General features: G+C 62.7%; 17 protein-coding genes and 1 pseudogene. 6 read left to right on the plus strand and 12 right to left on the minus strand.

The window, feature by feature from the left end:
• Positions 1–10: 10 nt before the first annotated feature.
• The 7 genes from ACFRAH_RS07345 to ACFRAH_RS07375 form a co-directional block, all read right to left on the minus strand.
• Entirely contained in the window at positions 11–1,138 is a 1,128-nt protein-coding gene (locus tag ACFRAH_RS07345) for a mandelate racemase/muconate lactonizing enzyme family protein (protein ID WP_377990247.1), read from the minus strand.
• A gap of 191 nt (positions 1,139–1,329) precedes the next feature.
• Complete coding sequence (locus ACFRAH_RS07350) at positions 1,330–2,694, minus strand: MFS transporter (RefSeq protein WP_377990248.1); 1,365 nt, start codon at positions 2,692–2,694, stop codon at positions 1,330–1,332.
• A gap of 385 nt (positions 2,695–3,079) precedes the next feature.
• A complete protein-coding gene (locus ACFRAH_RS07355) occupies positions 3,080–3,349 on the minus strand; it encodes a hypothetical protein (protein WP_377990249.1) in 270 nt (89 codons plus the stop codon).
• A gap of 13 nt (positions 3,350–3,362) precedes the next feature.
• Entirely contained in the window at positions 3,363–3,773 is a 411-nt protein-coding gene (locus ACFRAH_RS07360) for a universal stress protein (protein ID WP_377990250.1), read from the minus strand.
• Positions 3,770–5,302 carry a tripartite tricarboxylate transporter permease gene (locus ACFRAH_RS07365; RefSeq protein ID WP_377990251.1) on the minus strand — a complete coding sequence of 511 codons (1,533 nt, stop codon included), beginning with the start codon at positions 5,300–5,302 and terminating at the stop codon, positions 3,770–3,772. Before ACFRAH_RS07365 ends, ACFRAH_RS07360 begins: the two co-directional genes overlap by 4 nt.
• 9 nt (positions 5,303–5,311) lie before the next feature.
• Positions 5,312–5,887, minus strand: coding sequence for a tripartite tricarboxylate transporter TctB family protein (locus tag ACFRAH_RS07370; RefSeq protein ID WP_377990252.1), 576 nt, complete (start codon positions 5,885–5,887; stop codon positions 5,312–5,314).
• A 5-nt stretch (positions 5,888–5,892) separates the two neighbouring features.
• Complete coding sequence (locus tag ACFRAH_RS07375) at positions 5,893–6,900, minus strand: Bug family tripartite tricarboxylate transporter substrate binding protein (protein WP_377990253.1); 1,008 nt, start codon at positions 6,898–6,900, stop codon at positions 5,893–5,895.
• Positions 6,901–7,038: 138 nt separating this feature from the next.
• Between ACFRAH_RS07375 and ACFRAH_RS07380 the strand changes: the two genes are divergently transcribed.
• The 5 genes from ACFRAH_RS07380 to ACFRAH_RS07400 all read left to right on the plus strand — a co-directional run bounded on the left by ACFRAH_RS07380 (position 7,039) and on the right by ACFRAH_RS07400 (position 13,032).
• Positions 7,039–7,923, plus strand: a complete 885-nt coding sequence (locus ACFRAH_RS07380; RefSeq protein ID WP_377990254.1) for a LysR family transcriptional regulator — start codon at positions 7,039–7,041, stop codon at positions 7,921–7,923.
• Positions 7,924–8,062: 139 nt separating this feature from the next.
• On the plus strand, positions 8,063–8,977 hold the full coding sequence (gene kdgD / locus ACFRAH_RS07385) for a 5-dehydro-4-deoxyglucarate dehydratase (protein WP_377990255.1): 915 nt from the start codon (positions 8,063–8,065) through the stop codon (positions 8,975–8,977).
• A gap of 56 nt (positions 8,978–9,033) precedes the next feature.
• Positions 9,034–10,647: an aldehyde dehydrogenase (NADP(+)) gene (locus ACFRAH_RS07390; RefSeq protein ID WP_377990256.1), complete on the plus strand. Its 1,614-nt coding sequence runs from the start codon at positions 9,034–9,036 to the stop codon at positions 10,645–10,647.
• Positions 10,644–11,972, plus strand: a complete 1,329-nt coding sequence (locus tag ACFRAH_RS07395; protein ID WP_377990257.1) for an enolase C-terminal domain-like protein — start codon at positions 10,644–10,646, stop codon at positions 11,970–11,972. Before ACFRAH_RS07390 ends, ACFRAH_RS07395 begins: the two co-directional genes overlap by 4 nt.
• A gap of 139 nt (positions 11,973–12,111) precedes the next feature.
• Positions 12,112–13,032: an AEC family transporter gene (locus tag ACFRAH_RS07400; protein ID WP_377990258.1), complete on the plus strand. Its 921-nt coding sequence runs from the start codon at positions 12,112–12,114 to the stop codon at positions 13,030–13,032.
• 117 nt (positions 13,033–13,149) lie between these two features.
• Here ACFRAH_RS07400 and ACFRAH_RS07405 read toward each other — a convergent pair whose 3' ends face one another.
• Positions 13,150–13,560 carry a hypothetical protein gene (locus ACFRAH_RS07405; protein ID WP_377990259.1) on the minus strand — a complete coding sequence of 137 codons (411 nt, stop codon included), beginning with the start codon at positions 13,558–13,560 and terminating at the stop codon, positions 13,150–13,152.
• Positions 13,561–14,376: 816 nt separating this feature from the next.
• Positions 14,377–15,537 carry an RHS repeat-associated core domain-containing protein gene (locus tag ACFRAH_RS07410; RefSeq protein WP_377990260.1) on the minus strand — a complete coding sequence of 387 codons (1,161 nt, stop codon included), beginning with the start codon at positions 15,535–15,537 and terminating at the stop codon, positions 14,377–14,379.
• A 513-nt stretch (positions 15,538–16,050) separates the two neighbouring features.
• Between ACFRAH_RS07410 and ACFRAH_RS07415 the strand changes: the two are divergent.
• Positions 16,051–16,407: pseudogene (locus ACFRAH_RS07415) on the plus strand (pyridoxamine 5'-phosphate oxidase family protein); the annotation flags it as partial.
• Positions 16,408–16,926: 519 nt separating this feature from the next.
• Here the strand turns inward: ACFRAH_RS07415 and ACFRAH_RS07420 are convergent.
• From ACFRAH_RS07420 to ACFRAH_RS07430, 3 genes are all read right to left on the minus strand, one after another.
• On the minus strand, positions 16,927–17,331 hold the full coding sequence (locus ACFRAH_RS07420) for a hypothetical protein (protein WP_377990261.1): 405 nt from the start codon (positions 17,329–17,331) through the stop codon (positions 16,927–16,929).
• A 526-nt stretch (positions 17,332–17,857) separates the two neighbouring features.
• Positions 17,858–21,499 carry a hypothetical protein gene (locus ACFRAH_RS07425; protein WP_377990262.1) on the minus strand — a complete coding sequence of 1,214 codons (3,642 nt, stop codon included), beginning with the start codon at positions 21,497–21,499 and terminating at the stop codon, positions 17,858–17,860.
• Positions 21,500–21,688: 189 nt separating this feature from the next.
• Positions 21,689–22,855, minus strand: a complete 1,167-nt coding sequence (locus tag ACFRAH_RS07430) for an ATP-binding protein (RefSeq protein WP_377990263.1) — start codon at positions 22,853–22,855, stop codon at positions 21,689–21,691.
• Positions 22,856–23,040: the final 185 nt, after the last annotated feature.

Genomic DNA, 23,040 nt, shown 5'->3' on the forward strand with positions numbered 1-23,040 from the left:
GGCTTCAAGGTTACTTGCCGAATTCCACCGTCTCGGTGGTCCAGGCGCGGGCCTGGTCGCTGAGGCTGACGCCGAGTCCCGGGCGGTCCGGAACGATCATGCGGCCGTCCTTGGTTTCGAGGCGTTCGTTGAACAGCGGGTCCAGCCAGTCGAAGTGCTCCACCCAGGGTTCGCGCGGGTAGGCGGCGGCCAGGTGCAGGTGGATTTCCATCGCGAAATGCGGTGCCAGGCCCAGGCCGCGTTCGTCGGCCAGGGCCGCGAGGCGGAGGAACTGCGTGATGCCGCCGACGCGCGGGGCATCGGGCTGGATGATGTCGCAGCCGTTGGCCGCGATCAGGCCCTTGTGCTCGGCCACGGAGGCGAGCATTTCGCCGGTGGCGATGGGGGTGTCCAGGACCTGGGCGAGGTGGGCGTGGCCCTCGAAGTCGTAGGCGTCCAGCGGTTCTTCGATCCAGATGAGGTTGAACTCCTCAAGCTGGCGGCCCATGCGCAGTGCAGTGGCGCGGTCCCACTGCTGGTTGGCGTCGACCATCAGGGGGACGTCCCAGCCGATGTGTTCGCGGATGCCGGCCACGCGGCGCAGGTCCTCCTTGGTGTCCGGGAGGCCCACTTTGATCTTGATGCCGCCGATGCCCTCCTGGACGGACTGTGTGGCGCGGGCCTTGACCTCGTCGAGGGTGGCGTTCAGGAAGCCGCCGGAGGTGTTGTAGGTCTGGACGGAGTCGCGGTAGGAACCCAGGAGCTTGGCCAGGGGCAGGCCGGCGCGCTTGGCCTTGAGGTCGTACAGGGCGATGTCGATTGCGGCGAGGGCCTGGGTGGCGACGCCCGAGCGGCCCACTGACGCGCCGGCCCAGAGCAGCTTGGTGTACAGCTTGCCGATGTCGTTGGGGTCCTCGCCGATGATTCCCTCGGCGACTTCCTTGGCGTGGGCGTACTGGGCCGGGCCGCCGGCGCGCTTGGAGTAGCTGAAGCCGAGGCCGGTGTGGCCCTGCTCGGTGGTGATCTCGGCAAAGAGGAAAACGACCTCGGTCATGGGCTTCTGGCGTCCGGTGAACACCTTGGCGTCGCTGATGGGCACGGCCAGCGGAAGGCGTGCGGTGGAAAGTTTGACGTGCCGGATGAGATCGACGGTACTCATTGGATTCTCCTTGAAAGCTTCGTGCGGCTGCATCGCCACTTTAGTTATAGTACAAGTTACGCACTTCTAATACAAGTGCAATTTTGGGGTGCTGGCGGTTAATTGTGAAGGCTGGCACTTCTCTAAACAGACATCCCCGACCCCAGGTTTGGCGGGAGGTCGGGGATGTCTGAATTCGGGCGGCAAGTGCTCTAGGGCTGAAGAGCTTCGCTGTTTGCAGCGTCCTTGGTGGGTTTGAATTCGAGCCTCTTGACTCGGCCCATGATGAGGTAGCCCAGCAGGGCGACGGCTCCGTGGGCGCCGACAAACCACAGGGCGACGTCGAAGTTGCCGGTGGCGGAGATGACGATTCCGATGACGATCGGGGTCACGATGCCGGCGATGTTGCCGAATGCGTTCATGATGGACGCGGAGACGCTGTTGGCTTCCTTGGGGGCCATGTCGGTGGCGAAGGCCCAGCCAAGTGCAGCGACGCCCTTGCCGAAGAACGCGAGCGTCATCAGCAGCACAATGATGGGTGTGCTGTCCGTGAAGGGGCAGAGCATGATCAGCATGGCAAGGGCCATACCGGTGACGGAGGGTATTTTTCGGGCCTTCGTCAGTGACACTCCCTTGCGCAGGAGGAGGTCGGAGATGAATCCGCCGAGGATGCCGCCGGCGAAGCCTGCGAGGGCGGGGATGGCGGCGATGAAGCCGGCCTGCATGATGTTCAGGTGCCTGCTGCTGACCAGGTAAATGGGGAACCAGGTGATGAAGAAGTAGGTCAGGGCGTTGACCGCGTACTGTGCCACGTAGAGGCCCCAGAACATCCGGCTGGTGAACAGTTGGGTGAACTGTGCCCGGGTGATGGTGGTTTTCCGGGTGGACAGGCTGGCTGACTCGTCCAGGTCCACGAGGCCGCCGCCGGCTCGAATGGCCTCGATTTCTGCGCCGCTGACGCGCTTGTGCTTTGACGGGACATTCATCCAGCGGAACCAGACAACAGCCATGACCAGGCCCAGGGCGCCCAGTACGTAGAAGCCGATACGCCAGCCAAAGGTGAACGTCATCCAGCCGATGATGGGCGCGAACATGGCGGTGGCGAGGTACTGGGCGGAGTTGAAGACGGCCGTGGCCTGGCCGCGTTCCTTGGTGGGGAACCACATGGTGGTGATGCGGGCATTGGCAGGGAATGCCGGTGCTTCAACGAGGCCCAGGAACAGGCGCAGACCGAAGAGAATGCCCACGGAGACGAGCACGGGGGTGGAAATGAGTCCCACGAATCCGACCACGAGGGTGGCGGCCGACCAGAGCACCAGGCTCAGGCCATAGGTCTTTTTGGCCCCGAAGCGGTCCAGCAGGTATCCACCCGGAAGCTGTCCGACGACGTAGGCCCAGCTGAAAGCGGAGAAGACGAATCCGAGCTGAACGGATGTCATCCCGAGCTCTTTAGTCATGTCGGTGCCGGCGATGGACATGCTGCTGCGGTCAGCATAGTTGATCACAGTGATGAAGAAGATCAGGCCCAGCACGAGAAAACGCGTGTGGGACTTATTGCGGCCGTTTCGTGGCTGCATGGCCGTTTCCGTTTCCCCCGACGAAACAAGAGCAGGTTTGGACATCGTTGATCCTTGTCTTGGTATAAATTCTTTGCACCTTGGGAGGTGAGAGTCGCCATAGGCGTTCTGGTTGTCAGAGTGACCTCGCACACTTGGTGCTTTCATAAATATATGGCGTGCATCTCATGCGCGTCCAAGACGCTTTTCGCATGAAGTGATACCTTCCGGGAATGCACGGTGTGGGCGGGTGTAGTTGTGGGCCCGGACCGCTGCAGCGCTATGACTGAGCCCCCGCCAACCTTGTCCCGGATCAGGTCATGGAACGGCAGAAGGGCCTGGCTGTAGATGTTTTCTACAGCCAGGCCCTTCTTCCGGTAATTCGGTCACACCAAAGGATTCCGGGTCAGGAAGGCTTTGCGTGGCCCGATTGTCCTGCCGTTGGGATTTTGGTGACGGACGCACCGTCTCCGTAGCAGAGCATTTTTCTGCCGGCTCCGTCGTGTTGGATCATCCAGAAGACGCTGCGGTCCGGTGCGATCATGTCGATAGCCCCCGACCCCCAGCTGCCATCGGCGAAACGCACTTGCACTTCATCGTTTTTGCTTAGTTTGGACCAGTTGGGGATAGGCGCGGCTACCGTCACCGGCCGTTGCCGTTTGTTGCTTTTGTACATGTCTGCTCCCTGGCTAATCCTTGAAGCTGCCGCCGTCGGCCTTGACCGCCAGCACGGGCCGGTCGGCCTGCATCAGGATCTGCTGTGCGTGGCTGCCGAGGATGAACTTGCCCACCTGCGTGCGGTGGCGCAGGCCAATTACGATCAGTGAGGCATCAATCTCCCTGGCGACGTCCAGAAACTCCTCGGCGAGGTCATGCTGGTAGGGCGGCTGGATGACCCGGGCAGCCACGCCGGCGTCGGCGGCTTTCTTCGCCGCCTCTGCCAGGATGTCCTCGGGGGCCACGGACTTGTCCACCAGCGCCCCCTGCCGGGCGGAGTTCACGATGACCAGCTCCTCCTGACGCAGAAGCGCCTCGGCGATGCCCGCGGTGAGGGCTGCCTCGCCGGCGGGAGTTGGAACAAAGCCGACGATGATGCTCATACCTTTTCCTTAATGGTTGAACCGGCGGCCGAAGCCGCGGGTGCGGATTTGCGCTTGGCGATCATGCTGCGGATGCCCGGCAGCACGGCCACCAGGACGAAGACCACCAGCAGTGTTGCTGAGATGGGGCGGGTGAAGAAACCGGTGGGGTCGCCGCCGAACACCAGCAGCGAACGCCGGAGTGAGCTTTCCAGCAGTTCGCCCAGAACGAAGGCCAGGACCAGTGGTCCGGGTTCGAAGCCGAACTTCTTCATCAGGTAGCCCACGATGCCGAAGACCACCACGAGGGTGACGTCGAACATGCTGTTGTTGATGGTGTAGGCACCCAGCAGGGTAATCAGTGCGGTAATCGGGGCAAGGATTGCGGCGCGGACGCGGAGGATCCGGACGAAGATGCCGACCAGGGGCAGGCTCATGATCAGCAGCAGGATGTTGCCGATGTACATCGAGTTCACCACGCCCCAGAACAGGTCCGGGTTTTGCTCCACGAGTTGCGGGCCCGGTGTGACGCCCTGGATGAGCAGTGCGCCGAACATCAAAGCCATGGTGGCGTTGGCCGGGATGCCGAGGGTCAGCAGCGGAATGAAGGAGGACGTGGCCGCGGCGTTGTTGGCCGTTTCCGGTCCTGCGACACCCTCCGGGGCGCCCTTGCCGAAGCGTTCGGGCTGCTTGGCCCGTTTCTTTTCCATGGCGTAGGAGGCCATGGAGGCGATGGTGGCACCGCCACCGGGCAGGATGCCCAGGAAGAACCCGAGCACGGAGCCACGGGTGATCGCACCGGACGCGAATTTCAGGTCCGACTTCGAGGGCCAGACGTTGGAGACCTTCGACGGCGCCTTGGCGGCGCGGTGCCGTTCCTCCAGGTTGTACAGGATCTCGCCGACACCGAAGATGCCCATGGCGATCGGCACGAAGTCGATGCCGTCAGCGAGTTCCAGGCTGCCGAAGGTGAAGCGGCTTTCGCCGGTGAAGATGTCGCGGCCGACGGTGGCCAGCAGCAGCCCGACAGCCGCGGCGATCAGCGCCTTGGCCTTGGACCCCCCGCTGATGGTGGCCACCAGGAGGATACCCAGCATTGCCAGTGCTGAATACTCGGGCGGACCAAAGTCCAGCGCGAACCCGGCCACTATCGGCGCCAGGAAGGTGAGGCCAATGATGGCTGCGGTGCCGCCGATGAAGGATCCGATGGCGGCCAGCCCAAGTGCTGTGCCGGCCTTGCCCTGCCTGGCCATCTGGTAGCCGTCGAAGACGGTGACCACGGACGACGCTTCGCCGGGGAGTCGCAGAAGCACCGAGGTGATGGTGCCGCCGTACTGGGCCCCGTAGAAAATACCCGCGAGCATGATGATGGCGGTGACCGGCTCGATCCCGTAGGTCAGGGGAAGCAGGATGGCGATGGTCGCTGCCGGGCCCAATCCGGGCAGCACGCCGATCAGCATGCCGATGACGACGCCGACCAGGCAGTAGAGAAGGTTTGTTGGTTCCAGGACGACGGCGAATCCGTTGATCACAGGATTGAGGAAATCCACGGTGGTCTCCTAGAAGAGGTGGGGAATGGAGGTGCCGAGCGCCAGGATGAAGATGGCGTAGAACGCAACCACCACCAGGACGCTGACCAGGATCGTGGACCGCCAGGTCTCGCCGCCGAGGAATTTCATCCAGATGGCGCACAGGACCAGGGCGGGAATCTCGAAGCCGATCAGCGGCATGAGCGCGACCATGGCTGCGAGGGTGGCGAGGCCGATGAGCGCGGCCAGGGACATGCGGGTGAATTTTTCCGCGTCCCGGTTATGCCGGCCGAGGATCAGCTGGAAGAGTCCAAGCACCACCATCACGCAGCTGGCCATGAATGGCCACAACCCGGGTTCGGGAGCCTGCAGGGTGCCAAGCCCCATGGCGACCGAGAGAGCCAGGGCGCCGGTCCCGACGCCGATGACTACCAGGGAAGAGGCGGCGTTGGCGAGGGCGCCGGCGGCGGGTGGCTTTTCTTCATCCCACTGGGCGGCCAGCTGTTCGGGGGTCAGGGCCTCGGGCAGGTCATTGGCTGTGCCCCCGCCGGACGGGACGGCGGTACTGCCGTCCCGTCCTGGGGATACTGCTGGAGTAGTCTCCATGGTCCTTACTTGTTTCCGCTCAGGCTGATGCCGTACTTCTCCACCAGCTCCTTGTACTTCGCGGCGTAACCCTTCCACTCACTGACAACTTCCTCGCCGGTGATCTCCTTGGGGGTCAGCAGGTTCTTCTTATTGAATTCCTTGTAGGCGTCCGTCTTGAACGTCTCCTGGAAGGCAGCGAGCAGCTTGTCTTTCACCTCCTGGGGGGTTCCCTTCGGGGCAGCCACGGCGCGGTACTGGGCCACAGGGACGTCATACCCGGCTTCCTTCGCCGAGGGAACGTTGGGCAGGAAGCTGTTTCGCTTCTCGGAGAACACCAGCAGCGGCGTCACCTGACCTGCATCTATCTGGGCCTTTGCCTCACCGAGCTGGACGGTGGCCAGTTCCACCTGGTTGCCCAGAACGGCAGTCAGGGCGGGCTTGCCACTGTCAAAGGGAACGTCGGTGCCCTTCACTTTGGCCTGTTTGAAGAGCACAGTCTGGGCCAGCTGGCTGCCGGTGCCAACGCCCGTGGTGCCGTAGGTGACGTTGCGGCCGGCGTCGGTGACGTCCTTGAAGCTCTTGAAACCGGATTTGGAGCTGGCGATCAGAACATAGTCGTCCTGGGAGAGCCCGGCGATGATGTCCAGGTTATCGATGTTTACCGCTTCATCAGCAGAAACGGCCAGCGGGGTGATGGTGATCAGGGAAGCGTTGAGCAAGACGAGTTCCTGCCCATCGGCGGGCTTACCGGCCACTTCCTTGGTGGCCAGGGCACCGTTGGCGCCGGGCTTGTTGACCACCGGCATCGGCTGGCCAAGAGTCTTAGAGGATCCCTCTGCCAGGGCGCGCGCGATCAGGTCGGTGCTACCGCCGGGGGCCTGACCCACAGTGAGGGTGACTGGTCCGCTGGGGTATTTCGAGCTATCGGCTGAGCCGCCGCTGGCGACGTTGCCGCCGCAGGCGGTCACTGCCAGCAGGGTGAACGCCGACATGGTCCCAAGGACCGTGCGGCGGGTAGGGAAGGACTTCATTGTGGCTCCTCATTGAGATGCTGATAAGTCTTGGAGAGTGTGAAAGGAGTCACTTCGGGACTCGCTAGAAAGAGTGTAAAGACGGGTATGATGCCTGTCTAAGGCTAACTCTGCATTACGCGATACCCGAAAGGCATCATGTTTACCTTCGACCAACTGACCGGTTTTATCGCCGTTGCTGAGGAGCTGCACTTCGGCCGGGCAGCCGAGCGGCTCAACATGACGCAGCCGCCCTTGAGCCGTCAGATCCAGAAGCTGGAAAAGACAGTAGGTGCACAACTCTTGGAGCGGGACAACAGGAAAGTCGAACTGACGTATGCCGGGCGGACCTTTTTGGACGAGGCCCGCCGGCTCATCGCCCTGGCCGAGCGGGCACCTGTCACCGCCCGGCGGATTGCGTCCGGCCAATCAGGCCTGCTTCGCATCGGGTTCACCGCCGCCAGCGGCTTCAGCATCCTCGGTCCGCTCCTGGAGGAAATCTCCCAGCTGATTCCGGATGTTGACGTAGACCTGCAGGAACTGGTCACCGGCGACCAGATCGGCGGACTTCTGACCGGTGAGCTGGACCTGGGCCTGGCCCGCCCTCCCTTCGACAGTGAAACCTTCGGCTCCCACCTTCTGTACCGGGAATCAATGGCGGTGGCGGTACCGTCCGGCCACCCGCTGACCCTGCTGGGCCGGGACATCACGTCGGAGGATTTCAAGGACGAACCGCTGATCATGCACTCTGCCACCCAGGCACGCTACTTCTACGACCTCGTGGTCAGTACGCTCACCATTCATCATGCCAACGTAGTCCACACCGTCAGTCAGATCCTGACCATGGTCTCACTCGTCGCTGCCAAACGGGGGCTGGCGTTTGTTCCTCACTCGGCCGCGCTCCTGGGGGTTAAAGGCGTCGAATTTCTGCCGTTGGCCGGAGACGAGGCGGGCCAGGTTGAGCTGCACGCCATCTGGAAGCACGGCATTACCAACCCCGCGTTGGGGCGGGTCCTGAGGGGTCTCGAGTTCTCGATGGAGTAACACACCCACCCCTTCAAAACCATGCATCAAAAGTATCAGTGGATACAAAATTGAACTTAGACAGGCATGAGCGCCGCTCCTACTCTGGAAGGGAACCATCAGCCTGCCGCACGCGGCGCACACCACAAAGGACACCACCGTGGCAAAGTACACACCTCAGGAACTCGCGGACATCCTCAAGGACGGCCTGCTGTCCTTCCCGGTCACATCGTTCGACGCGCAGCTGCAGTTCGACGAGGAGAACTACCGCAAGCACCTGGCGTGGCAGGCCAGCTACCCCGTCGCCGGGCTCTTCGCCGCCGGCGGCACGGGTGAAGGCTTCTCCCTCACTCCTGCCGAGTCTGCCCGCGTGGTCCGTGCCGCCGTCGAAGAAGTCGGCAGCACCGTCCCCGTCCTCGCCTCTGCCGGTGGCTCCACCGCCCAGGCCATCGAAAACGCCAAGGCCGCCGAGGCCGCGGGCGCCGAGGGTATCCTGCTCCTGCCGCCGTATTTGACCGAAGCCGACCAGGGCGGTCTGATCGACCACGTCAGCGCCGTCTGCAGCGCCACCTCGCTCGGCGTCATCATCTACAACCGCGCCAACGCCATCTACAAGGACACCACGGTCGCCACCCTGGCCGACCGCCACGAGAACCTGATCGGCTTCAAGGACGGCGTGGGCGACCTCGAGCACGACGCCCGCGTCTACGCCAAGCTCGGCGACCGCCTGTTCTACCTGGGCGGCCTCCCCACGGCGGAGACCTTCGCGCTGCCGCTGCTGCAGCTGGGCATGAGCACGTACTCCAGCGCCATGTACAACTTCGTTCCCCAGTTCGCCCTCGACTTCTACCAGGACGTCCGCAACAACGACCGCGTCGCGGTGAACCAGAAGCTCAACGACTTTGTCATCCCCTACCTGGACATCCGCGACCGCGTGAAGGGCTACGCTGTCTCCATCGTCAAGGGCGGCCTTGACGCGATCGGCCGCTCCGCCGGCCCCGTCCGCCCGCCGCTGCAGAACATGGCGGAGAAGGACCTGGCCGACCTCAAGGCCCTCATCGCGAAGGTCTCCTAGCTCCCAGCCCACCGACCTATATAGCCCACCGACCTATATATATAGGAGGAACAATCGTGACCCTTACCGGACACTCCCTGATCGCCGGACAGACCGTCATTGGCGAAGGCAAGACCACTAACGGCTTTAACCCGTCTACTAACGAGGCCCTCGAGCCCGCCTACACCCTGCTCACCGAGGAGCAGCTCAAGGCCGCCACCGCGGCCGCTGCCGAGGCCTTCGCCTCCTTCAGCACGCTGGACCCGGAAACCCACGCCGCGTTCCTGGACGCCATCGCGGACAACATCGAAGCGATCGGTGACGAACTGATCGTCCGCGCCGGCCAGGAAACCGGCCTGCCCGCCGCCCGCCTGACCGGCGAACGCGCCCGCACCACCGGCCAGCTGCGGCTCTTCGCCGACGTCGTCCGGCAGGGCGACTTCCGCGGCGTGCGCATCGACCCGGCCATCCCGGACCGCACGCCCCTGCCCCGCCCGGACATCCGCCAGCGCCAGATCCCGCTCGGCCCCGTTGCCGTGTTCGGCGCCAGTAACTTCCCGCTGGCGTTCTCGACGGCGGGAGGCGACACGGCCTCTGCCCTCGCCGCCGGCTGCCCCGTGGTCTTCAAGGCCCACAACGCCCACCCCGGCACCAGCGAACTCGTCGGCCACGCCGTCACGAAGGCGGTCAAGGACCTCGGGCTGCACCCGGGCGTCTTCTCCCTCATCTACGGCCCCGGCTCCAGCATCGGCCAGGCCCTCGTCGCCGACCCGGCCATCAAGGCCGTCGGCTTCACCGGCTCCCAGTCCGCCGGCATCGCGCTGATGCGCACTGCCGCCGCCCGCCCGGAGCCCATCCCCGTCTACGCGGAGATGTCCTCCCTCAACCCGGTCTTCGTCTTCGAGGGTGCTCTCAAGGGTGACGGGGCATCAATCGATTCGCTCGCCGCCGCCTATGTCGCCGCCGTCACCGGCAGCTCGGGCCAGCTCTGCACCTCCCCTGGGCTGCTCTTCGCGCCCGCCGGTGCGGCAGGTGATAAGTTTGCCGCTGCAGTCGGCCGTGCTGTGGCAGCCTGTGCCGGGCAGACCATGCTCACCGCGGGAATCGCCGACTCCTGGAACGCCGGCACCCAGGCGCTGGCCGCCGCGCAGAATGTGACCGTGGTGGGAACCGGCACCCCCGGCCCCACCGAGAACGCCCCGGCACCGGCCATCTACGGCACCGAAGTCCGTGACTTCATCACCAACGAAGTCCTGCACGCCGAGATCTTCGGCGCGGCATCCCTGGTGATCCGCTACTCCTCCGCCGAGGAACTCATCGAGGCCGTCAACCGGATCGAGGGCCAGCTCACGGCGTCCCTGCAGCTCACTGAAGAGGACTACCCGACGGCGGCACCGTTGATCCCCGTGCTCGAGCAGAAGGTGGGGCGCATCATCGTGAACGGCTGGCCTACCGGTGTCGAAGTGGGCCACGCCATGGTCCACGGCGGCCCCTTCCCTGCCACCTCGGACGCCCGCACCACCTCCGTGGGAACCCTCGCGATCAACCGGTTCCTGCGCCCTGTCGCCTACCAGAACCTGCCCCTGGAACTCCTGCCGGCAGCCCTCCGGGACGCAAACCCCTGGCACCTCAACCGCCGCATCAACGGCAACGTTGTGCCTTCTGACGAGACGGCAGAAGTCAGCGCATGAGCAATCAGCCCCTCATCGCTGGCGTCGAGGTCGTGCCGGTCGCCGGTTATGACAGCATGCTGATGAACCTCAGCGGCGCCCACGGGCCGTTCTTCACCCGGAACGTGGTCATCGTGACCGACTCCGACGGCCGTACCGGCCTCGGCGAGGTTCCCGGCGGCGAAAAGATCCGCACCACCATCGAGGAAGCCGGCGCCCTGATCGCGGGGAAGCCGGTGGCGCGCTACCGCTCGCTGCTGCGGGAAATCGCAGCAGCGTTCGCCGACCGCGACGCCGGCGGCCGTGGCCTGCAGACCTTCGACCTGCGCACCACCGTCCACGCCGTCACCGCCGTCGAGTCCGCACTGCTGGACCTGCACGGCCAGTTCCTGGGCGTCCCGGTGGCCGAACTGCTGGGCGACGGCCAGCAGCGCACGTCCGTGCCGATGCTCGGGTACCTGTTCTTCGTCGGCGACCACAAGCGGACGGATCTGCCGTACCTGGTGGAGGAATCGCCGTCGGACCGCTGGGAAGAACTGCGCCGCCAGGAGGCAATGAGGCCCGAGGCAGTTGTTGCGCTGGCCGAAGCCGCGCAGGAGCGCTACGGCTTTAGCGACTTCAAGCTCAAGGGCGGCGTGCTGTCCGGCGACGACGAGGTGGACGTCGTCACGGCGCTGGCCAAGCGCTTCCCCGATGCCCGCGTCACCCTGGACCCGAACGGCGGCTGGCTGCTCGAGGAGGCCATCCGGCTGGGCAAGCGGATGCAGGGCGTCGTGGCCTACGCCGAGGACCCCTGCGGCGCCGAAGGCCGCTTCTCCGGACGCGAGGTCATGGCCGAGTTCCGCCGGGCCACCGGGCTGAAGACAGCCACCAACATGATCGCCACGGACTGGCGGGAGATGGCCCACGCCATCCGCAGCAACGCCGTGGACATCCCGCTGGCGGACCCGCACTTCTGGACCATGCACGGTTCGGTGCGGGTGGCGCAGCTGTGCGACGAGTTCGGCCTGACCTGGGGCTCGCACTCGAACAACCACTTCGACATCTCGCTGGCCATGTTCACCCACACCGGCGCGGCAGCCCCCGGCGAGATCACCGCGCTGGACACGCACTGGATCTGGCAGGACGGGCAGGGCCTCACCAGGAACCCGCTGCAGATCAAGGGCGGCGCCATCGAAGTTCCGGACGCTCCCGGCCTGGGCATCGAACTGGACCGCGAGGCCCTGGACAGGGCACACCAGCTGTACCTGAAGCACGGCCTGGACGCGCGCGACGACAGCATCGGCATGCAGTACTACATCGACGGCTGGTCCTTCGACCCGAAGCGTCCCTGCCTCATCCGATAGGCGAGGCGCGGCATGTCCCAACTTCCGCACGGCCGGCCCTCTCGCAACAGGAAGACGGCCGTGCGGAGACCCATGAAGGGCTGCTGATGGAAGTGTTGCTTGCGGGTGCTTGGAGCACAGGTAATTAGAAGGGCAGAGTGTGGGCGGCGTTGTCTCCGGAATCCTCATCGTTTCAGCAGTCATCGCCGTCGGTTACCTCGCTGCCAGGTTCCGCATCCTGGGTTCCGAAGTCCAGGGTGCGCTGACCCGCACCGCCTTCTACATCACCAACCCCGCCCTGCTCTACACCGTGGTGGCCGGCTCGGACATCCGGGCCGCCCTCGGAACCGACGCCCCGCTGGCGCTGCTTTCAGCAGCGGCAGTGGGGCTTCTCTACTGGCTGCTGAGCTTCCTGTTCTTCCGCCGCCCGGCCGCGGAGACCGCCGTCGGCGCCATGGCCAGCAGCTACGCCAACGCCAACAACATCGGCATCCCGGTCTCGCTGTACGCCGTCGGCACCGCCCAGCATGTGGCCCCGGTACTGCTGGTGCAGCTCCTGGTGCTGGCCCCGTTCTACCTCACGCTTCTGGGGGTGTCCTCCGGCGCACGGATCTCGTGGAAAAAGGTGCTGCTCCAGCCGCTGTCCAACCCCATGATCATCGCCTCAGCCCTCGGCGTCTTCGTTGCGCTGACCGGGTGGCAGGAGCCGGAACTGCTGCAGAAGCCGATCGACATGCTGGCCGGCGGGGCCGTCCCGATGGTGCTCCTCGCCTTTGGCCTGTCGCTGGCCGGCCGTGCGCCGCTGCAGAAGGACGACGGCCGCACCGAAACCCTCGTGGCCACCTTCCTGAAAATTGCGGGCATGCCCGTGATCGTCTGGCTGCTGGGACGTTTTGTCTTCGGCCTCGAGGGGCAGCACCTGCTGGCCAGCGTGATCATGGCCGCCCTCCCCACCGCGCAGAACGTCTTCCTGTTCGCCTCCCCGTACGGCCGCGGCACGACCGTCGCCCGCGACGTGATCCTCTGCACCACCATCCTGTGCGCGGGCGCACTGCTCGCGGTGGCGTGGCTGGTCCAGTAGTTCCCACCGGGGTCACCATCGTTGGCACGCCGCGCCGGGGCTTCTAGTTTCGATACGGGGCCCGGGTGGCCAACGGTGGCCCGGGCCCCGTCAATGACATGGACGGCAGGGTAGGGGTCAGTGTCCGGGGCCGCCGGTTTCGGTTGCGGTCACCGTGAAGGAGCCGTCGAGTTTCACCGTGGCGCTGGTGCCGTCGGCCTTGACGATGTGGGCTTCGTAGGTGGCTCCCTCAGCGTCGTTTTCCACGCGTTCGATGGTGGCTCCCGGGTTGGCGGCCAGGGCGGCTGCCTTGACTTTCGCCGCCGTATCCCCGGTCAGGAGGGCCTCGGTTACGCCGTTGGCCCCCACATGCCCGCCCTTGGTCTCATCGCGTGTGTGAGAGGCATCAGTTCCTGACGCCGAAGTGGACGCTGTCGTGGTCGTGTTCGTGGCCGCGTTAGCAGGCAGGGCCGTAATGGCCAGAGCCCCGCCACCTAACAGGGCTCCGATCAGGGTAGCGCCTGCAACGATCTTCTTGACATGGTTCATGTCTGTGCTCCTAAGGTTCCGCTCCGACTGTTCGAAGGCTATGACCCAATACTTGAACCCCGCCCTGTGCTGCCTCTTTCCGGTCATTGTGAACCGACTGTGAGGGCCTCAGCGGGAACCTGCAAGGGCCCGGCAGCGTCCAAACGGCACTATCAGTAGCTGCATGGCGGGATTGGGCGACAGTACCTAGCGGGCTGATGCAATCACGCAATCATTCGGACGCGGAACTGCCGTCTTGCTGCAGCACACCCCAACCTGACGTCAGTGAGCGTTGTGGCTGTTTCCGGCACCCGTGAGGAAACAGCCACTCCGCCCCGCGCCCTTCTCCGAGCGGCTTAAAGTCCTTGGAATCGACGCGCAAGGGGTCCCAAACGCGAGACCCGCAACCTCTCCCAGCACGTCGACGCCCGAAAGCTCTTTGATCTACTCGACTACAGCCGAGCGGTCATCGCCCGCCGCGCAGCCCGGTCGGCCATACGAATGTCTTGCTACATCGCCCTCAAGCAGAAGTAGCGTCGATAATGCGGCGCAAGGCGCGACATCGGACGACAACGCACTTCTCCATCAGTTCCTCCCCGGTGGTTTCAAAACCATCATGTTTCGGTGCGCGGTGGCAGTCCGGCCTTGATTCGCCGTATGCTCGCCAGCCAGTCCTCCCAGGCCGCTGGGTCCGTGGGCTGGCCGTCACTTTCCAATTCCGTATCACCGAGCAGGGTAATGAGATCATCTCCAGCTCTCTGCGCATATTCCCATATGAAATTCGACATGACCAGGAATCCCTCACGTGCCGTGAGGTCAGTTGTATCTTGGGTCGGATCACTTGGCGATGCCATTAAGTCCTCCATTTGTAATTTCCTGACCGTTACGAACCTCGGCCCACACCTGCGTCCCGTCCGGAAGCGTCTTAAAGTACTTCTCCAAGGTGGAACCATCCTTCAGGGTAAGAGTACTTCTTAAGTTTTGGGGGTCCAGCGCACTCTGTATCAGCGCCCGATTTTCTGCCGTGTCTTCGGCAAGGTGGCCAACTGCATTCCGGAAGATATGAGAGGTATCTGATCGGAATCCTATGCTGGTCGAGCCCAGGAGTCCCTTCGCTGCCTTTCCTCCCACGCCGAATTTCCCTGCGCCCGCACCGATCGCAGCGCCGATGATGGCCTCAGGACATGATCCATGTCCTGAAAGACAGGCATTGGTTTCGTCGCTCGTGACTACGGCGACTCCTGAGGCTGCTCCGGAAAGTCCAGCAGCGAACGGGGTGACCTCGGCACAGATGACTGCGACCAGGCATAGCAGCGCTACGCCCCCGGAGGCTGTGGCCACCCCGTTGGCGATTTGGTTGACGACTTCGCGCCAGTCCTGCTCGCTGAGGCCAGTCGGGTCTATGCCAGCCATTGGGTTGCCCGCTGTGTATGTGTAGCCGAGGCCTGGGATGCCGGCGGGATCGGGCGAGAGGAACCTTCCATCCGCGGCGTTGTAGTCGCGGGCCCCCACTTGGTAGAGCGGGTTGTTGTTGTAGGCACCGATGAACTGGAGAGGATTCTGGGGCGCACTCTTCCCGGTAGTGGTGGACCGGGTATCGCCGTAGGGGTTGTAGGCGTAACCGAGGCTCAGTGTCCCGGTCGAGGAGACCACTCCCCTGACTGACCCGTACGCATCGGTGAGGTAGCTGGAGGTGATATTCCCTGCCGTCATGCTGAGAAGACCGAGGCCATGGTCGTACTTCCGCAGCGTCTTACCGCCGCCTTGCTCAAGGACCAGGACGCCGCTGAGCGGGTCGTAGGAGTTCGTTGTCGTGGTCCTGCCGATGGTCGTGCTGACGCGGTGGTTGTCCCCGTCATAGCTGTAGTCGGTTGTGGTGGACCCTGCGGTGATTTTGGTCAGTTGGCTGGCGGCGTTCCAGGTGTAGTTCGCGGCGCCGTCGGAGGTGCGGCCCAGGACGCCGTTACTGCGCCAGAACTTCCCCGCTGCGTACTTCATTTACGAAGAGGTGGTACCTAAATCCGGGATAGTGGTCGACCAGTGCTACCAACGTACCCGCGGCCCAGACGGCAGCGTTCATCTCTGGTATGGCGCACGGAAAGGCACCGGCCGAGGTGAGGCCTCCAGCGGTCTCAAGTTCGACACATTGGTACCGCAGGAATTCATACTTTGAGGCGGGGTGCCGGGCCACCGCACCCGCCAAACCCAGCGGCGCACTGAAACCGCACCGCTTGATACCAGGGACACTCACCGCAACTGCCCCTGACGGCCACATTGGCAACAACCCGCAGCTCCATCCCACGGGGACCGCGTTTCCTCAGAGATCCGGAAGGGCCCGCGTCATCAGGCGGCATCCCGCTGGAGCCCCGGGGCAAGTGCGTGACAAAACCAAACAAACCAAGTATTTCCTTTGATTTCACCCGATCCCCGACGGCCGTCTCGGGCACCACTGCACAGCGGACCCAACAGCCTCACTAAGGAAACCGCGTACGCGGGCGCCAGGTCCGGGAAGCGCTCGAGCGCTCCGACGTCATGGTGCTCTCGACCATCAGCCAGGATGGCAGCCCTTGGACCAGCCCCTTGGGCTACCGCGCCGACGAACAGCTGAACCTGTACTTCGCGTCCAAGATGGACTCCCGGCACGTCCAGAACCTACTTGTCGACGACCGGGTGTCGGTTGCGATCTACGCCTGTCCGCCGCCAGCCGATGGTGCCCTCGGCCTCCAGATCCAGGGCCACGCGGCGCTCATCACCGGCGGCGGCGCAGGCTGGCAACAGTTCCAGATCACCCCTGACGAAGTGTGGTGCTACGACTCCCGCATCGACCAAGCACGGCATCTCGTGCCCGCAGGGGACTACTGGTCGTAGCAGGGTGTGTCCGGGTACAGCACACCCCAGCCTGACGTCAGGCACCCCTAGCGATGGTTGTCAGAATAGGATCTGAGCGGGCGTTTTTAGACACGCTACCGTGAAGGCCTTAGATGTCATTCTGACACTCTCACAGCGGGACATCCTTTCGTACCCCAGTTCCCCTGGATGGAGGCCGAGCTGCCTGTGGAAGGATCGAATGCCCAGTTTCCTGTGGTCCGGGGCACTCATCGTGCACCTCTCCGGTTGCGGAAGGGAGCGCTGTGGCACACGTGTGCAGACGCCGTCAGTGACCGGAGAGTAATAGACGTGGCCCTAGCGTGAAAGTTGCAGGCGGCAGCACAGGGCTTCCCTCAACTTTGGACGGACCAAAACGCCGGGAGCCGAACTAATAATGCATCTGGTGGAGACTTTCCGGTACCGACTGTCCCGGGCGTTTTGCCTGTATCCCTGGATGCTCAGAACATGTTCCCGACTCAGGTGTACAGGGTTATCGGCTGGACGTCGCCGAGCAGGTAATCAGCTCCGACCTCGATTTTTTTCGTAGTCCACCGGGTCATGCAGCGAATGAGTCCGGATGTTCCGCCAGAACAGGTCCATGCCGATGTCGTTACTGGCGGAGCTGGAGCCGGTGACCTCGAAAATCCGGTTGGCCCCGTCGACGCCGACCTCAGTGGAGACGACCTTCAGCTGGGCGACTCGGACGACGTAGGCGGAGGCGCTCAGGGCACCCACGCGCTTGCCCGAGATGCGGGCAGCGCTGGGTTGCTCGCCCGTCACGGTGAGCTCGCGGCCCCAGCGGGAGCCGTCCAAGCCCAGATAGACGACGCCGGCGACGAGCACCGCGGCGACAACCGGAAGCGGGATGCCCAGCAGGTAGCCGTTACCCCATACCGCGAAGCTCTCAGGAACCCGGGAGCGCACCAGGTAGATGGGGCCCCGCTGCCGGTGAGCAACTGTTGGGCGCTGGTGCCGCCCACCACGGCAAGTACCACCGGGATCAGCAGTCCCTTGGCCGCCCCCACCCACTGGCTCGCCACACCGAGCAGGGTGAAGCCGTTGATGAGCGCGGCGATGACGACGGCGGCCACGAGCGTTCCGGGGATCGAGACCACGAGATGGCAGGAGAACACTACTGACATTAAGGCCACGAGGATGATGTCCAGCAGGATTTGGTTTCCGACTCCGGGCACCGCTGCGGAGAGCCCGGCGGACAGCAGCAGCCCGGCCAGGCCCGCCAACCCGCGGATATCAGCTAGAGACGTACCTGCGCGGGCTGATGCCCGCCACCTTCGCCGCGGTCGGATCCTGGCCGACGGCGTAGCTGCGCACGCCCCAGCTGGCGCGTCCCAACCCGAGGCCGACGACGGCGAACACCGGCCGGACTTGGACAAGGCCCGGACCAGCCGCGGAGCTAATCGATTCTGATGGGCAAAAACCCGTGCCCATCCTATGGCCGCCTCAGAGTCACCTTGATCCTGGAGTCTGCACCTACCGGGAACTTAGAAACGATTCCGCCCCCGTGAAGGGCTTGCAGGATTTTCCGGTGCTCCGGAGTATCGGCGAGCCGGGTCACAGAGTGGCCCCTATCGGCAATGCGGGAGTAAGGATTACCGAGCTTACGGAGTAGTTCTTGCAGTTGATCAACCGTGAGCCGGTCGATTGCATCTGCCATCAGTCTTACCACGGTGGATGTGCCTACGCCCCCGCTGAGCACCAGTTCGATTCCTGATGCGTTCAATGTAAGACGCCCCTTGAGGGCCTCCTGAGCGACAGCCTCGTAGGCGTCCCTTGGCACTTTGGGAAAGGTTCGCAGCCTATTGACAACTAACCGCCGAAGGTCGCCGATGTTCTCGCTGAGCAAGAGCGGAGCTATGTGCTCGGGGGCCAAAGTCTCTGGTGACAGTAATTCGGAGTAGTGACTCGACTTACCGACCGCGTATTTCAGGGTAGGCCAATCCGTCATCAGCCTTTGCTGGAATGCCTCCGAATCGTCAGCGATGAGTCCCGCTTCGATCAGGTTTCCAATGAAGTTGCCGGGGTCGGGTTCGATGGACGTAGTCGGCAGCTCACCAGTTTCCAATGATCTTGCCAGTTCGATGCGGTGGTCAGGATTTGGTAGAGCTTTTGACGCGTTCAGTATGGAGAGTGCCAGCTGTGTTTTTTCCTGAAGTTCGGCGCCGTCGGTCTCCAGAATCTCTGATACAGCTTCCAGGGACTTGGCGAGATGGGCGTCGACGTCCCCTTGCCACTCAATATAGGCCGCGACGTTCCGATATTTCATCGTGGTCCGTCGGCCTCCGACAAGTGCGGGCCAAGCGCCGTTCGGCACATCTTCAAGGTCAAGGACTCGACAATCCGGGTGTGCGTTGGAGACGACGAAGGCGTAGTCGGCTTCCCGCCACTCGGAGGGTTCGTTCAGGATGGTTACGAAGCTGTCCGGGTCCTCCACGACGTAGGTGGTCGTAGGCGAGTCGGCATGGGCAGACTTGTAGTCGTCGATGTTTGCCAAGGCATGGAGGTAAATGGTCTTGCCAAGTTTCCTGAGCCGGTCCAAGGCGATGTTGTCCGTCTTGCTAATGCGTTCCAGGTTTTCCGCTGACACCTTGTAAGCGGTTGTCTCGGCCAGTTCGGCGCAGGCGGCGTCAGAAAGGGCACTTACTCTGCCCAGTTGAGCACCGACTGCAACGATGAAGGCCACCACCTCTTTGGGGGTTGTAGTGCTTACGCCGTTGACGAGGGCCGGGAACTGTATGTAAGCGGATTCCACGAACGTCTGTAGTTGCTTGGAGTTGTCGTACTGGGTGTTGGCCCGACGTGCTCCGGCAGCGGCGTCAATCGTTGTCGCCTTTTCAGCTGCATCGAGGGCGGGGTGTGCAGCAAGGCGGGTGAAGATCGTGAGCAGGAAGGGGGCCAATTGCGCAGCGAACGGTGCTTTGTACGTCCCTGCGCTCAGATAGTGATCGATGAACTTGCTTTCAGTCTCGCCTCCAGAGGCCAAGTTTCTAGCCAAGGTGACTGCGTCCTTTGGGCGATGGACAAGTAGATGGTCTAGTACCGAGATGTTGAACATGCTCCGCTCATTGAGGACCGATGGGCCTTGGTCCCGGATGATCGCTTCGACGTCTTCACTTTCCAGAGGGTAGTCGGCGTCTGCCACTCCGCGGTCTATGCATCGCAGAATGTAGGTCATGGCATCGGGCCGGATCAGTTGCCCGTAGAACGAGGAAACGTGGAGGGTGAAGTACGGGGTGATGTAACCTGCGATCACAAGGTCAACTGCGAGTCGCGAGGGCATCAGCACTTCGACTATGCCACGGAAGCTAAGCGGGGCGTCCCCTTCGAATGCCGGGTGTCTGAACTCGGGCCGTTCGATGAGCTGCTTCCATGTGTGACGGCGGAGGAATCCAGCATTCAGTTGTCCCTGCTCAATTGTTCTCTGATCACTAGCGACAGCTGAGGCGGAGAACGGTTCCACGTCGATGTCCTGACCGATCAGCGTCTTCACCGTGTCGGAGGACAGGATCATTGAGGTGGCGTGATTGTAGTAATCCCTCACAGTGAGCGAGAGTGTGGATTCGCCTGCCGCGAGCTTCTTCCAGAATGCAGGCTTCGAAGCACCAGCCTTGTCCACAACTTGGTTGTCGACAGTAATTGTCCCGTTTACCAGGCTGGAACCCCTGGCTTTGGCCAGACTGTCGATGACGTCCAGTAGTCGTGTTGCTAAGAACGCCGCCCGTTCCTCTGCTCCTTGTTGGATTTGGACACGAACGCGCAGCTTCTCATTGTTGTTTCGAATGCTCTGCAGGTTATGGGTCACGAGCGCACGCCACGAGTCATACAGCTTGTCGAGGGAAGATGTGCCGAGCCGTATGGCTTCGAAGTCAGCCATGTGGGCGTTCTTGAAGAGGATCATGGCGAACAATCGATCCTCGTCAAGCTCTGGCACGGGGTTCTCAACTTTGAGGAGCCGGTGTTCGAAGACTTCGTATTCATTGACGATGTTGTGAATGAGCCGCATGTCTGCGACGTGGCGGGCGGCAAGATCGATCACGTCTTTTGAGATGCTGTGACCCCGAGTTGTCAGGAGGTCATGCATGAGATCTCGGGCGTTCTTGTGGGTGATGAAGGGGACGACGGGGACGACGAGTTCGAAGAACTTTGTACGGTTAGCTCTCTTCAATTCGGCGCGCGCTTCGTCCGTGACGTCACGGGTTTCGCGGCCAAGCCTTTCGAAGACGCTGTCCTTGACGGCGTAGATAAAGCGTATGTTCCTTCCGCCCAACTGCTTCGCCGAGTTCAGCAGGCTGTTGAGGGCGCGGAGGGCCTCGAAAATTCTGGGGTCGTTGAACCGGTCAAGGTCCTCGACAATCAGGATGTCGCACGCTTTGTTAGTTTCGAAGAAGTAGATGATCTCGTCGAGATATTCGTCAAAGTAGCTCGAGGAGCGTGGCGGCAACGTGATCGTCGCTGGGCCAGCGCTTACCTTCTCAACGCCTAGCCTGCCGTGAATGAACAACCTCACGACGAGCACGGCAATTGCAACAAGCAGCGGAATGGCCAGATAAATTCCTAGGGTCCGCAGCCAGCCTGGGAGCGGTTCCACGGCCCGACCAACATCAGGTAGGGCTGAAATATCGAGGCCAACGGCAATCAAGGCAACTAGACCGAGGATACCTGCTAGAAGGGCCCATGCCATCTCACGCCACCAGCGGAACCGCGTTATGCGCCGAAAGCGGGACTCCGGGGCAGCTGCTGGTCGCTGTTGATACAGAAGCTGCTTGACGATTTCTTTCTGAATACGGTTTGTGGTGGTATTTGCAGCCGGATTGGTCTCGGTGCCGGTCTGTGGCGGGTTATCCGGCTCTACACCAAGTGTCAACAAAGACACTTCCAGAACTCGGTCGCCGAGTTGGCGGCTGAACTCTCCTAGGATGCTGCTCTTCCCGGTGCCATATGTTCCAGAGAGGGCGATGTTTCGCACGTTGGGTTGCTTTTCAATGGCATGACGAAGAACCGAGACGTATGCACCGTGCTGCAGCTCGTTGTATTCCGGAGCTAGAGGGTGCAACTTAGGAACTTCAGCGTTCATAACGCCCTGTGCCTCCATTTTCCTCGCGCCGACGCGTAACCGACACCGCTGCGAAAGACCTGCCAGACTGCGAAGAAACATGGACTTACTCTGCTTTCCTGCGCCTGGTCCGACGCCTCAGAACGGGGATACGGAGTCGCGTAGCAGCTCTCAGCATGAGTCCCAGGGGATTGCTTCTGACTCGCCCGCTCACTTTGGTTGGCGGTTGATGAAGGCGGCCATTCCGGGAACGGTAAAGGCAATGACGCCATGTTCTGGCGCATAGACGAGCCCCTTGGCGATCAGGTTTGCCCGAATCGGTCCGAAGCTGGCAGGTCCTCGTCCTAGCCGCGACGCTACTTCTCCCGAAGAGCTCCCGTTGTCGCCGTCTTCTGCCATGGCTCGGAGGTAGTTTTGCTCGGCTCTGGTTGCGCGGTCCCAGCGGGCCCGGAAGAAGCCAGTGTCCAATGCCGCCCGGCCGGTTGCAGCACCCACCCGGGCATCGTCATACGTAATGGACTCTCCAGTGGCGGCGTTCCAGGTGTCCTGCCCGAACTGCTGCAGGAAGTAGGGATAGCCTGCACTCTCATCGACGATAAGGGCGATCGCAGATTTATCCCATTCGACACCATCTTCAGCTGCGGGTTTAGTGAGGGCTTCGGAAGCAACTGTTCCCCGGAGTTGCTCGATCTTTTCGTAGTTGAATCGTTCTGCGTAGGATTTCGCTTCTGCGAGGACTCGGGGCAGGCTGGGCAATCCAGCGAATGCAAACAGTACCCGCCATTCATCTTGGGCAGCTGCGTGGGCTATTGCGCAGAGTGCCACGATTTCATCGTGAGCAAGATCTTGGGCTTCATCGACAAGTATGGCTAGACCGACGTTCTCTTCTTCAGCGGCCAGAGCAAGGTCCTGGATGAGCTTTTTGAGGTCGGTTTCAAGAACACCTGTGTCCGCTCCCCCGCCCGAGGAGCCATCCAAGTCCAGTCCGAAATTCCACGTTCCGCTTTGGTCGTAGGACGCTTTGAAACTGACGGCAGTTTTTAGGGCCTTGATGAGCCTTCTGCCAGCTGAGGGACGTGCGAGATCGGCTAGGGGGCCGTGCAGGGCTTCTCCCAGCGCTTCACGCAGTGATTTCCCGGCGCCGGCTTCGACCTGCGCGACTAGCCAGTCCCTCTGAGCGGCCGAGCGGCGGAAGTCGGAAAGGAGTACTGTCTTCCCGACGCCCCTCAGGCCGTAGAGAACGAACGGCTGCGCCGACCTGTCGGCCTCCACACGCTCGAGGGCCACTTGCCAGTCTCGCCGCGGTTGGTCGCGTCCTACCAGGGCGGCCGGTTTTCTTCCCGCACCGGGCGAGTAGGGGTTTGCTACGGGATCCACACGTCACGCCTTTACAGAGTTATACAGACTTCTAGCACTCTATAGTAAAAAGCTATACGTCGATACACTTTGGTAGAAGTGAGAGCGCTACGAAGGCGAAGTTGTTCCCTCAAGGCGCCTTGCCACACCCACGACAAACAGGTCCCTGCAGCCGGTCGACGGCTCAGCTGAAGCATTCCTGCACC

It is taken from the genome of Arthrobacter sp. NPDC056727 (genome assembly GCF_042790555.1).
Taxonomy (GTDB): Bacteria; Actinomycetota; Actinomycetes; order Actinomycetales; family Micrococcaceae; genus Arthrobacter.